This is a genomic window from Symbiopectobacterium sp., assembly GCF_047692315.1.
Taxonomy (GTDB): Bacteria; Pseudomonadota; Gammaproteobacteria; order Enterobacterales; family Enterobacteriaceae; genus Symbiopectobacterium.
This window is the reverse complement of the sequence record NZ_JBLLJS010000021.1, coordinates 1-11,881: the sequence shown is the minus strand read 5'-3', so window position 1 is coordinate 11,881 and position 11,881 is coordinate 1. Positions and strand designations below refer to the sequence as shown.

General features: G+C 54.9%; 9 protein-coding genes and 5 pseudogenes. 10 read left to right on the top strand and 4 right to left on the bottom strand.

Annotated elements, in window-relative coordinates:
- Positions 1–143: 143 nt before the first annotated feature.
- A pseudogene (gene hrpB / locus ACMZI0_RS10950) lies at positions 144–2,598 on the bottom strand (ATP-dependent helicase HrpB); the annotation flags it as partial.
- Positions 2,599–2,779: 181 nt separating this feature from the next.
- Here hrpB and thpR point away from each other — a divergent pair.
- The 9 genes and pseudogenes from thpR to panC all read left to right on the top strand — a co-directional run.
- Positions 2,780–3,309 (top strand): annotated as a pseudogene (gene thpR, locus ACMZI0_RS10945) (RNA 2',3'-cyclic phosphodiesterase).
- Positions 3,310–3,328: 19 nt separating this feature from the next.
- Positions 3,329–4,060 carry a DNA/RNA nuclease SfsA gene (gene sfsA / locus ACMZI0_RS10940; RefSeq protein WP_415672987.1) on the top strand — a complete coding sequence of 244 codons (732 nt, stop codon included), beginning with the start codon at positions 3,329–3,331 and terminating at the stop codon, positions 4,058–4,060.
- Positions 4,061–4,258: 198 nt separating this feature from the next.
- A complete protein-coding gene (dksA, locus tag ACMZI0_RS10935; RefSeq protein ID WP_415672986.1) occupies positions 4,259–4,714 on the top strand; it encodes an RNA polymerase-binding protein DksA in 456 nt (151 codons plus the stop codon).
- Positions 4,715–4,847: 133 nt separating this feature from the next.
- Positions 4,848–5,153, top strand: a pseudogene (locus ACMZI0_RS10930) (glutamate--tRNA ligase family protein); the annotation flags it as partial.
- Between the two features lie 23 nt (positions 5,154–5,176).
- Positions 5,177–5,353: a hypothetical protein gene (locus ACMZI0_RS10925; RefSeq protein WP_415672985.1), complete on the top strand. Its 177-nt coding sequence runs from the start codon at positions 5,177–5,179 to the stop codon at positions 5,351–5,353.
- A gap of 61 nt (positions 5,354–5,414) precedes the next feature.
- Positions 5,415–6,818: a polynucleotide adenylyltransferase PcnB gene (pcnB, locus tag ACMZI0_RS10920; RefSeq protein WP_415673113.1), complete on the top strand. Its 1,404-nt coding sequence runs from the start codon at positions 5,415–5,417 to the stop codon at positions 6,816–6,818.
- Positions 6,815–7,306 carry a 2-amino-4-hydroxy-6-hydroxymethyldihydropteridine diphosphokinase gene (gene folK, locus ACMZI0_RS10915; RefSeq protein WP_415672984.1) on the top strand — a complete coding sequence of 164 codons (492 nt, stop codon included), beginning with the start codon at positions 6,815–6,817 and terminating at the stop codon, positions 7,304–7,306. The genes pcnB and folK overlap by 4 nt, the downstream gene beginning before the upstream one ends.
- A 109-nt stretch (positions 7,307–7,415) precedes the next feature.
- Complete coding sequence (gene panB, locus ACMZI0_RS10910; RefSeq protein ID WP_415672983.1) at positions 7,416–8,219, top strand: 3-methyl-2-oxobutanoate hydroxymethyltransferase; 804 nt, start codon at positions 7,416–7,418, stop codon at positions 8,217–8,219.
- A gap of 95 nt (positions 8,220–8,314) precedes the next feature.
- A pseudogene (gene panC / locus ACMZI0_RS10905) lies at positions 8,315–9,003 on the top strand (pantoate--beta-alanine ligase); the annotation flags it as partial.
- Between the two features lie 45 nt (positions 9,004–9,048).
- Here the strand turns inward: panC and ACMZI0_RS10900 are convergent.
- Together ACMZI0_RS10900 and ACMZI0_RS10895 are read right to left on the bottom strand one after the other, a co-directional pair.
- Positions 9,049–9,819: an ABC transporter permease gene (locus tag ACMZI0_RS10900; RefSeq protein WP_415672982.1), complete on the bottom strand. Its 771-nt coding sequence runs from the start codon at positions 9,817–9,819 to the stop codon at positions 9,049–9,051.
- Positions 9,820–9,844: 25 nt separating this feature from the next.
- A complete protein-coding gene (locus ACMZI0_RS10895; RefSeq protein WP_415672981.1) occupies positions 9,845–10,786 on the bottom strand; it encodes an ABC transporter ATP-binding protein in 942 nt (313 codons plus the stop codon).
- Between the two features lie 114 nt (positions 10,787–10,900).
- On the opposite strand from ACMZI0_RS10895, the gene can reads away from it, so the two are divergent.
- The gene (gene can / locus ACMZI0_RS10890; RefSeq protein WP_195315906.1) at positions 10,901–11,542 is read left to right on the top strand and encodes a carbonate dehydratase; all 642 of its coding nucleotides are present in this window, start codon (positions 10,901–10,903) and stop codon (positions 11,540–11,542) included.
- Positions 11,543–11,586: 44 nt separating this feature from the next.
- On the opposite strand, the pseudogene ACMZI0_RS10885 reads toward can, so the two are convergent.
- Positions 11,587–11,741 (bottom strand): annotated as a pseudogene (locus tag ACMZI0_RS10885) (phosphoribosyltransferase); the annotation flags it as partial.
- Between the last annotated feature and the right edge of the window lie 140 nt (positions 11,742–11,881).

The following is an 11,881-nucleotide window of genomic DNA, read 5'->3' as shown; positions in this document are numbered from 1 at the left end:
GCGGTTACTTCTCCGTCAGGTTAAAGACAGCAACAGCATCAATCTTAATGTTAGTGCTGGCTGTCATCGCTTATTCTGTTGTTCCGCCCGGTTTCAGGAAAGCAGAACCGTCTGAAATACGTTGCGATAACGTACCAGGGTGTTTGATATTTCTTCGTGCGCCGCGTCGGCGCGGTATGGGCAGGATCGTCCGGCCATACGTGTTTAGGATAACGCCCTTTCATCTCTTTTTGCACTTCACGATACGCCCCTTGCCAGAACGCAGCCAGATCGCGCGTGATCTGCAAAGGTCGGTGCACTGGGGAGAGCAGTTCCAACACCACGGCAACGCGCCCTTCTGCCACCGTTGGGTTTTGCTGCTCGCCGAACATCTCTTGCATACGCACCGCCAGCACCGGCGGCTGATCGTCATGATAGCGCAACGGCAGATGGCTGCCGCCCGGAGCAGTGTAATGGCGCGGCAGCGCGCTTTCCAACCGCTGCCGCATCGGCCAATCCAGCAAGCGCAGCAACGCGTCGTAAAGGTCAATCTGTCGTAGTGTACGCACATCGCGCACGCCGTTGAGCGAGGGCAGCAGCCAGGTATCCAGCGTCGCCAACAGGGCGTCATCGTCCATGGCGGGCCAGCCGCCCTCCGCCAACCAACGCCGCGCGCAGGCCACGCGTATTCGCAGTTGCTCAGCGTCCGTTTGCCAGTTGAGTGCAGCGAGGCCTTGTTCCCGCACCCAGTTCAGCAGAGCCTGCTGCATGGCCTCATCTGAGGGTTTATTTAGCGGCTGTTGGCGCAATGTCAGGCAGCCAATGCACTCGCGTCGACTGGCGCGCAGGGTACCTTTTTCTTCATCCCAGTGCACGATGTTCTGTTCTGACACCAGCTCGGGGCGCTGCGCGATAAGCGCATCAATATCGACGGGCAACGCCAACGTAATACGGGCATCAGCGCTCTGTGCACCTTCTGCCAGCATCAGTGCGGGCACAATCAGCCATTCCTGCGCCGCCAATGGTTCGTCCAACGGTAATCTCGCTCCCAGACCGCTCGCAAGCTGGTAACGGCCATCGGTACTGCGTCACTGTGCGATGCGATCGGGATAGGCGAACGCCAGCAGCTCAGGAAGTGCAGCGAGATGACGTGGATCATGCCAGGTCGCCGATTTTCCCGTCAGGCACGTCATCAGTTGCGTGGCGCGCTGCCGCCAGGATGCCGAAGGCCGTGCAAGCAAACGCTCAATATCAAGTGGCCCCATACGCGGCGGTTCTTCCACCAGTGCCGCCAGCAGGCAGGCGGTGGCTTGCGTTTGCGAATCTTGCTGTGCGGCGCTGTGCAGCATCGCCGCCAAACGCGGCTCGATGTCCAGCCGGGCGATATGGCGTCCGCTGGCCGTGAGTTTCCCGGCGTTGTCGGTCACGTTCAATTGCGTCAGCAGGCGACGCGCTGCGTCGAGTGCAGGCAACGGCGGTGTATCCAGCCAGGTGAGCGACTCAACGGACGTGCAGCCCCATTGCAACAGTTCAAGCCAGACACTGCTCAAGTCGCTATTCAAAATCTTCGGGCTACTTTGTGCTGCCGCACGTTCTGCCTGTTCTTTCGCGCACAAGTGCACGCAAAGGCCTGCTTCCAGTCGCCCGGCGCGTCCCGCCCGTTGCGTCATCGACGCCTGACTGAGGCGCTGCGTGCTCAAACGCGTCAACCCGCTTTTCACATCAAAACGGGCCACGCGTTCCAGTCCACTATCGACCACCAGCCGAATACCTTCAATCGACAGACTGGTTTCTGCAATATTGGTTGCCAGCACCACTTTACGCCGCCCCGGTGCGGCAGGATGAATCGCTTTTTGTTGGTCGGGCAGCGTTAGTGCTCCGTACAGTGGGCAAATATCCACGTCACTGGCGAGCGTCTCTTGCAGCATAGCCTCGACCCGCTTTATCTCAGCCACACCCGGCAAAAAAACTAACGCTGATCCGGGCTGTTCCGCCAGCAAACGACGAGTTTGCCGGGCTATGCCCCTCTTCCAGCCGCTCTTGCGTTCCCAACGGTTGATAGCTGCGCTCAACCGGGAAAGCGCGCCCTTGTGACACCACCGTCTCCGCATTGGGTAACAGCGCGGCCAAACGCGCATTATCCAGCGTGGCAGACATGATCAGCAGCGTTAAATCTTCACGCAGACCTTGCTGCACATCCAGCAGCAACGCCAGCGCCAAATCGGCCTGTAAGCTACGCTCGTGAAATCCATCCAGAATCACCAACGACACGCCCGTCAGCTCGGCATCCCGTTGCAACATGCGCGTCAGAACCCCTTCGGTGACCACTTCGATACGCGTCTCTGGGCCGACGCGCGTTTCAGCGCGCATCCGATAACCCACGGTGCCGCCCGGCGTTTCACCCAGCTGTTCCGCCAAGCGCCACGCCACATTTTTTGCCGCTAGCCGACGCGGCTCCAGCAAGATTATCCGACCAGAGAATCCGCCATTTTCCAGCAATTTCAGCGGCAGCCAGGTAGATTTTCCTGCTCCGGTGGGGGCGTGCAGCAATACCTGAGGCGCACGGCATAACGCATCAATCACCTCATTCAGCACGGCGCTGACCGGCGGTAAACTCACAGCACTCTCCTCTACTACAGCGTATTGATGGCCGCTTATATATCTGACAAAACGGCCTGTTTATAGCGTGATCTTGGCGCAACGCCATGTTCGCACGAAATAAGGTATTGCGCGAAAGTGAAGGTTGTCGCCTTGCGGCAGGCATTGTAGCATCCTCTGTTATCCGCGTAGAGAGAGTGCCATGCCAACCACACGCCGCCTGTTTTTTGCCTTATCCTTACCCGATTCACTGGCGCAAACGCTGGTTCAGTGGCGTGCCCAGCATTTTTCTCCGGAGGCGGGACGCCCTGTCGCTGCCGCCAATATGCATTTGACGCTGGCATTTCTGGGTGAGGTGAGTGAGCAAAAAGAGCGCGCGCTTCGGTCGCTGGCCGACAGGATCCGTCAGCCCGCCTTTCAGTTGCATCTTAAATGATGCAGGCCAGTGGCCGCTCCCCGGTGTGGTATGGCTGGGCTGCCGTCAGGCACCGCGCGGCCTGCTGCAACTGGCCACACTGCTGCGATCACAAGCGGCACGCAGCGGTTGCTACCAAAGCCCACAGCCATTTCACCCACATATCACATTGTTGCGCGGTGCCACTCGCCCCGTGGCGCTTCCCCCCCGCCAATTTTGACTGGACGTTGTCTGCCGAGCACTTTACCCTGTATGAGTCTCGCTGGGAGCAGGGAAAAACCCGCTACCAACGTGTGGCAGAATGGCCATTAGCCTAGAGCAACACAGGATGACGAGATGAATTTTATGCCGCCGCTCAAGCCGGCACGGTTGATTAAGCGTTACAAACGCTTCCTTGCCGATGTGGTAACCCCAGAAGGAGAGACTTTCACACTGCACTGCGCCAATACCGGCGCAATGACCGGGTGCGCGACACCGGGCGATACGGTGTGGTACTCCACGTCAGACAACCCCAAGCGTAAATACGCGCACAGTTGGGAGTTGACAGAAACGGCGCAAGGTCACTGGATTTGTGTCAATACTCTGCGCGCCAATCAAGTGGTGTATGAGGCATTGTTGGCGCAACGCATTCCTGAACTGGCCAGTTACAGCCAGATCACCCCCGAAGTAAAGTACGGCACGGAGAACAGCCGCATTGACCTGCTGTTACAAGCACCTGGGCAGATTAACTGCTATATTGAGGTGAAGTCAGTTACATTATTGCAACAAACACCGTTGCGTATGTTGCCTCACCAGGGATTTTTTCCCGATGCCGTGACGCAGCGCGGACAAAAACATTTGCGCGAATTGATGCAAGTGGCAGAAAAGGGCGAACGCGCCATTCTGTTTTTCGCTGTGCTGCACTCAGGCATCGCTGAGGTTGCGCCTGCGCAGCACATTGACGCTCGCTATGCAGAATTATTTTGCGAAGCACGGCAAAAGGGGGTTGAAATTTTTTGCTATGCCACCACATTATGCCCTGACGGTATTACGCTCACGTACCCGTTGCCGTTAACTGTAACACGATAAAAACGGTAAGTATGTTCACCTATTATTGTTTGTTATCGGTATTGTTCGTTATCGGATGTGACGATGAGGTTCCTGACACGTTATCAGGCCTGTAACAGGAATTATTGTCAACCCCAGTTCCATCTGCTATTTATAGCGGCCTGTTTTTCTCCCCCTTAGGGATCGATAGTGCGTGTCGTGTTATGTAGGAGAAGCAACATGCAAGAAGAGCAAAACCGTAAGACATCTTCTCTGAGCATTCTCGCAATTGCCGGAGTGGAGCCGTACCAGGAAAAGCCGGGCGAAGAGTATATGAACGACGCCCAATTGGCTCATTTCAAGCGTATTCTTGAAGCATGGCGTAATCAACTCAGGGATGAAGTGGATCGCACCGTTTCCCATATGCGCGATGAAGCGGCCAACTTCCCGGATCCGGTCGATCGCGCCGCACAGGAAGAAGAGTTCAGTCTGGAACTGCGTAACCGTGATCGGGAACGCAAGCTGATCAAAAAGATTGCGAAGACACTACAGAAAATCGAAGACGAGGACTTCGGCTACTGTAAGTCCTGTGGTGTTGAAATTGGTATCCGTCGCCTGGAAGCGCGCCCCACCGCCGATTTGTGCATTGACTGCAAAACTCTGGCGGAAATCCGCGAAAAACAGATGGCGGGATAATCCCACAGTAGAGCGGAAAAGCAGTTCCGCTTTACGTTTTTGCTACCGCGCCGTCTCCCGGCACCCAATGCGGGAGTGGCGTGATGGCATTATTCACCCGTATGCCTGATACCCATCTTTATACCGGCCGCTTCATACCGGCCGCTTCGCCCCATCGCCTTCCGGCGATCTTCATTTTGGTTCTCTGATCGCTGCATTAGGCAGTTATTTGCAGGCGCGCTCCCATCGTGGCCGTTGGCTGGTGCGCATTGAGGATATCGATCCCCCGCGAGAAGTCGCCGGTGCAGCAAGCCGTATTCTTGCCCAGTTGGAACACTATGGCTTACTGTGGGATGGCGCTGTGCTTTATCAATCCCAACGGCATGCGCGTTATCGGGAAGTACTGGCAGCGCTGAAAGCACGCCATCTGTGCTACTACTGCGATTGCATGCGCCAGCGCTGCCTGACGGCGATCCACGCCCCGTGCTGTTAAGCGCGCTGCGTTTTCTCAACCAGTCGGTGCCGACGCATTGGCAAGATTTGTCGTTAACGGCCCTTTTACAGTGGGCCGTTAGCCACTGGTCACTGGCATCTGTTCCGTTAACAGGGGAATACGATGTGACCGAGGCAACATCGGCATTCTCAAAGATGGCGCGGTGAGCTATGATTAGCCGCTATTTTTTGTTGTACCGTTATTTTTTCATCACTATCGAGGTGTACCATCTTTACCCGAGTCGCTAATTTCTGTCGCAAGGTACTCAACCGCGACAATGATGTGGCCACAGCGGAGCCCACACGTCAGACCATGACCGTGATTCCGCGCGACCAGCATACCATTTCGCGCAGTGATATCAGCGAAAATGCGCTGAAGGTGCTTTATCGCCTGAACAAGGCGGGCTATGAAGCTTATCTGGTTGGCGGCGGAGTCAGAGATCTGCTGCTGGGGAAAAAACCAAAAGATTTCGATATCACCACCAATGCCACGCCAGAACAAGTGCGTAAGCTGTTCCGTAATTGCCGTTTGGTGGGGCGTCGTTTCCGGCTCGCTCACGTGATGTTTGGCCCTGAAGTGATCGAAGTCGCGACCTTTCGCGGTCATCACGAACAACATCAGGAACAGCAGCTCAAAACCACCTCTCAGCAGGCGCAAAGCGGCATGCTGCTGCGCGATAATATTTTTGGCAGCATTGAAGAAGATGCGCAACGCCGCGATTTCTCCATTAACAGCCTCTATTACAGCGTCGCAGATTTCAGCATGCGCGATTACACCGGCGGGTTGAACGATCTGCGCCAGGGTGTGATCCGACTGATTGGCGATCCTGAGACCCGTTATCGAGAGGATCCGGTGCGAATGCTGCGCGCCGTGCGTTTCGCCGCGAAACTAAACATGACCATCAGCCCGGAAACCGCCGAACCCATTCCGCGTCTGGCTGCATTGCTGCATGATATCCCTGCCGCGCGTCTGTTTGAAGAATCATTGAAGCTGTTACAAGCGGGTTACGGTTACCCAACCTACCGTTTGCTGTGCGAATACCAACTGTTTCAACCACTGTTCCCGCTGATCAGCCGCCACTTTACGCCTAACAGCGATAGCCATCTGGAAGGCATGGTAACGCTGGTGTTGAAGAACACCGACCAGCGTTTGCAAAACAACATGCGTGTTAACCCGGCGTTCCTGTTTGCCGCCATGCTGTGGTATCCGTTAATTGAGCACGCTCAGAAGCTGGCGCAGGAGAGTGGGTTAACCTATTTCGACTCCTTCGCACTCGCCACCAACGACATTCTGGACGAGCAGTGCCGCTCTCTCGCCATTCCTAAACGCATCACTTCGTTAGTGCGTGATATCTGGCAGTTGCAACTGCGCCTTTCACGACGCCAGGGCAAACGGGCGTACAAACTGATGGAACATCCAAAATTCCGTGCCGCCTATGATTTGTTGAGCTTGCGCGCTGAAATAGAGCGCCAGCCCGAACTGCAACGCCTCGCCCAATGGTGGGGAGAGTTTCAGGTGGCTGCACCACCGCGTCAGCAAGCCATGCTGAGCACGCTGGATGACGGCCCGACACCTCGTCGCCGCTCTCGTCCCCGCAAGCCCACCGCACCACGTCGGGAAAGAACATCGTGACACGCGTTTATCTTGCGCTGGGTAGCAACCTGGCGCATCCGCTGCAGCAGGTCAACTCGGCGCTGGCGGCGTTGGATACGGTGCCGCACACACGTGTACTGTGCTGCTCGCCGTTTTATCGCAGCCGCCCGCTCGGCCCGCAGGATCAACCTGATTACCTCAATGCGGTGGTGGCCCTGGAAACGGCGCTTATGCCGGAAACCTTGCTCGATCACACCCAGGCGATTGAACAGCAGCATGGTCGCGAGCGCAAAGCGCATCGCTGGGGGCCACGCACACTAGATCTGGATATTCTGCTGTATGGCAATGAAACCCTTCATACCGCGCGTTTGACCGTGCCTCACTATGACATGAAAAACCGAGAGTTCATGTTGTATCCGCTGGCCGATATCGCACCGGATTTGCACTTTCCTGACGGTGAAGCGTTGGCGTCTCGCCTGGCTGCTGTACCGCGCAACGGCATGACGCTGTGGAATGAGCAAGACTGAGACCGCGTCAGTCGCATTTCGCCCCTTCAACTGTGTGTTTGATCGCTATGCCTTAAGGCAGGCTTCCTTTAAGATGCTCTCCTGACTTTTTGATTCTGGGAGGCTGCCTATGAAACCGACAACCCTGTCCCACCTGCGCAAGTGTAAGCAGGAGAAGCGTAAATTCGCGACCATTACCGCCTATGACGCCAGTTTTGCCCGCTTATTCTACGAAATCTACGAAAATGGCATTCGCGTTATGCTGGTGGGTGATTCGCTGGGCATGACGTTACAAGGCCATGATTCTACGCTGCCGGTGACTGTCAGTGACATCGCCTATCACACCCGCTGCGTACGACGCGGCGCGCCATTGAGCCTGCTGCTTGCCGACCTGCCTTTCATGGCTTACACCACACCAGAGCAAACGTTTACCAACGCCGCAAAAGTGATGCGTGCCGGTGCCAATATGGTGAAACTGGAAGTCGGCCAATGGCTTGCTCCCACCGTGAAGATACTGACAGAACGCGCGGTGCCGGTATGCGGCCATCTTGGGTTAACGCCGCAATCGGTCAATATTTTCGGTGGCTACAAGGTTCAAGGACGAGGCGACGCAGCGGCGGCACAATTGCTGGACGACGCGTTGGAGCTGGAAGCTGCGGGTGCCCAACTGTTGGTGCTGGAATGTATCCCGGTCCCGCTGGCGCAGCGTGTCACCGAGGCGTTGTCGATCCCGGTTATCGGCATCGGTGCGGGTAATGTTACCGATGGTCAAATTCTGGTAATGCACGATGCGTTCGGCATTACGGGTGAGAACACGCCGAAATTTGCCAAAAACTTTTTGGCACAAAGCGCCGATATTGCAGCAGCAACACGCCTGTATGTTCAGGAAATTGAGCAGGGACTCTACCCTGCCGAGGAACATTCGTTCCGTTAAGTTAAACGATTTCGCTGCCTGTTGCGCTGTGCGCCACAGGCAGTCTCTGCCACAGCAAGTGCTGATAAAAATGATGAGTACAAAGGAGCAAGACCGTGTTAATTCTTGAAACCCCTTTGCTATTACGCCGTGAGATTCGCCGCTGGCGTCAAGAGGGGAAACGTATTGCATTGGTGCCCACCATGGGCAATCTGCATGACGGACACATGACGCTGGTGGATGAAGCGCGCGCGCCGACATTGTTGTCGTCTCCATTTTCGTCAACCCGATGCAGTTCGATAGGCCCGACGATCTAAAGCGTTATCCACGCACCTTGCAGGAAGATTGCGAAAAGTTAACCCGACGCAACGTGGATCTGGTGTTTGCGCCATCGCCAGAGGTTGTCTGTCCCAATGGCCTGGGTCAACAAACGTTTGTCGAAGTGCCAGGACTTTCTGCCATGCTGGAAGGCGCAAGCCGCCCTGGCCATTTTCGCGGTGTGGCAACCATTGTCAGCAAGCTATTTAACATGGTACAACCCGATATCGCCTGCTTTGGTGAAAAGGATTACCAGCAGTTGACGCTGATTTGCCAAATGGTGCGCGACATGGGCTACGACATTGATATTGTCGGTGTACCCATCGTGCGTGCACCGGATGGGCTGGCGCTCAGCTCACGCAATGGTTATCTTAGCCCGGAAGAGCGCCAATCTGCCCCTGCCCTTAAACGCATCATGGATCAGGTGGTGGTAGAGAAGCTGAGCAACAGCGATCGACAGTTGGAAGAGATACTGACCATCGCCGCACTTCACCTAATAACAAACATTAGCGTTCACCTGTATATTTTACCCTCAACTACGCAGACCACGCCCGCGTTCAATCAGCCACCACGCCAGCACGTAAAACACCAGAATAAACGCCAGCAACACCGTCATGGTGAAGGCCAGCGGTACATCCTGGATGCCGAGAAAGCCGTAGCGGAAGCCGCTTATCATATACACCACCGGATTGAGCTTGGACACCGCTTGCCAGAATGGCGGCAGCAGCGTCAACGAATAAAACACGCTGCCAAGGTAGGTTAACGGCGTCAGCACAAACGTGGGGATCAGGCTGATATCATCAAAGGTTTTTGCAAATACCGCATTCAGCAGCCCTGCCAGAGAGAACAGCACCGCCGTCAGGAGCAGCGTCACCACCACCACCCACCAGGCATGCACATGCAACGGAACAAAAAACAGCGACACCATCGTAACCAGCACACCGACGCACACGCCGCGCGCTACGCCGCCGCCCACGTAACCGGCGATCACAATATGGGTTGGCACCGGTGCCACCAGCAGTTCTTCAATGTTGCGCTGAAATTTGGCGCTGAAGAAAGATGACGCCACGTTGGCATAGGCGTTAGTGATCACCGCCATCATGATGAGACCAGGAACAATAAACTGCATGTAGTCGAAACCGTGCATTTCACCGATACGAGAGCCAATCAGGCTACCGAAGATGATGAAATAGAGCGTCATGGTAATCACTGGCGGCACCAGCGTTTGCGCCCAGATACGGCTAAAGCGGTTGATCTCTTTGGTCCAGATACTCTTCAGGGCGACCCAATATAGCTGCATCATGCTGGTTTTGCCTCCCCGTCTGCATTCATACTCTTCCATACTCTTCACTCTTCGTCTTTTCACCGTTTACCATGGAGACAAACAGCTCTTCCAGACGGTTCGCCTTGTTACGCATACTCAATATTTGAATCCCCTGAGTGCTTAATTGGCTGAAAACGCCATTCAGCCCTTGCTCGCGCATCACGTCCACTTCCAGCGTTGACGTATCCGTCAAACGGTAGGCATACCCTTCCAGCTTGGGCAGCGGGCTTTTCGGCGCTAAATCAAGAATGAAGGTTTCCGATTTCACTTTGGCCAGTAACGCCTTCATGGAGGTGTTTTCCACCAGCTCGCCATGCTGAATAATGCCGATATTGCGGCACAGCATTTCCGCTTCTTCCAGGTAGTGCGTGGTTAAAATGATGGTGGTGCCCTGTGCGTTCAGTGCCTTAAGAAAGCCCCACATGGAACGGCGCAGTTCGATATCCACCCCGGCAGTCGGCTCATCGAGGATCAGCAATTTGGGTTCGTGCATCAAGGCGCGCGCAATCATCAAACGGCGCTTCATCCCACCGGAAAGCATGCGCGCCTTTTCCTGACGCTTTTCCCACAGATCGAGCTGTTTGAGGTATTTTTCCGCCCGTTGCAGTGCATCCTGACGCGAGACACCATAATAGCCCGCCTGATGGGTGACGATTTGTAGCACAGTCTCAAACGGGTTGAAGTTAAACTCTTGAGGCACCAGCCCGAGTTGACGCTTGGCGTTAACGATATCGCGATCCAAATCGTAGCCAAAAACGCGCACCTTGCCGGAAGATTTGTTTACCAGTGAGCTGATGATGCCAATCGTCGTCGATTTTCCTGCACCGTTCGGCCCCAGCAGCGCATAAAAATCCCCGGCCTCCACGCGCAGATCGATACAGCGCACTGCCTTGACGCCCCCTGGGTACGTTTTGGTCAGTTTCTCCAGTTCAAGTGCATATGTCATAACAAGTTAACTAACCCTATTATCAATGAGTGACTCAGTTTCGATTTTAAAACATTCACGCTTGCCTTATATTACCTTTCACTGCTCTTTTTTTGTCACAGGCTATTTACTTTCATGAAAGATATTGAAACGCTCATCGCCAACAACCAGCGTTGGTCCAATACGATGGTTGAAGAAGATCCGGGTTACTTTGAACGTCTGGCGTTGGCGCAAAAACCCCGCTTTTTGTGGATTGGTTGCTCTGACAGTCGCGTCCCGGCGGAGAGTTTAACCAGCCTCGCGCCCGGCGAACTGTTCGTTCACCGCAATGTGGCAAATCTGGTTATCCATACCGATTTGAACTGTCTTTCCGTGGTGCAGTATGCCGTTGAAGTGCTCGAAGTCGAGCATATCATCATCTGCGGGCATTACGGTTGCGGCGGCGTGCAGGCGGCGGTAGAGAACCCTGAATTGGGGCTTATCAACAACTGGCTGCTGCACATCCGTGATTTGTGGTACAAGCATAGCTCGCTGCTGGGAGAATTGCCGCCTGAAGAACGCTTTAACAAACTGTGTGAAATCAATGTTGTCGAACAAGTCTACAACCTTGGACACTCCACCATCATGCAATCCGCCTGGAAACGCGGCCAAAAGGTCACGATTCACGGTTGGGTGTATGGCATCAAGGACGGTTTGTTAAGCGATCTGGAGGTTACCGCCACCAGCCGCGAAACCCTGGAACAGCGCTATCGTCGCGCCATCTCTTCCCTGATCTGACCGAACAGGGGGCACCCGGCGTGCCCCTGCATCTGTGCGCCCGCTTATTCCTGCGGAATAACCTTGCCAATGTAAGGCAGATGGCGATAGTGCTGCCGTAATCAATACCGTATCCCACGACGAATTCATCAGGGATAGAAAAACCGACCCACTCTACTTTCACATCCACTTCCCGGCGCTCCGGTTTATCCAGCAGAGTTATAGAGAGGTGATTTATTTGATACTTCCGGGAATTGGCGGGATCTAGCGGGAACTCATGGGATTTCATAGAGTTAATGCTAATTTATCGATTTGATATCAATGGATAAAAAATAAACAAAAATGGGCTTGGAGGTAAAT

Excerpts from the sequence above, each read along its gene's own strand:
- can (WP_195315906.1), top strand. The coding sequence starts at position 10,901 with ATGAAAGATATTGAAACGCTCATCGCCAACAACCAGCGTTGGTCCAAT.
- ACMZI0_RS10900 (WP_415672982.1), bottom strand. The coding sequence starts at position 9,819 with ATGATGCAGCTATATTGGGTCGCCCTGAAGAGTATCTGGACCAAAGAG.
- sfsA (WP_415672987.1), top strand. The coding sequence starts at position 3,329 with ATGAATTTTATGCCGCCGCTCAAGCCGGCACGGTTGATTAAGCGTTAC.
- panB (WP_415672983.1), top strand. The coding sequence starts at position 7,416 with ATGAAACCGACAACCCTGTCCCACCTGCGCAAGTGTAAGCAGGAGAAG.
- dksA (WP_415672986.1), top strand. The coding sequence starts at position 4,259 with ATGCAAGAAGAGCAAAACCGTAAGACATCTTCTCTGAGCATTCTCGCA.
- ACMZI0_RS10895 (WP_415672981.1), bottom strand. The coding sequence starts at position 10,786 with ATGACATATGCACTTGAACTGGAGAAACTGACCAAAACGTACCCAGGG.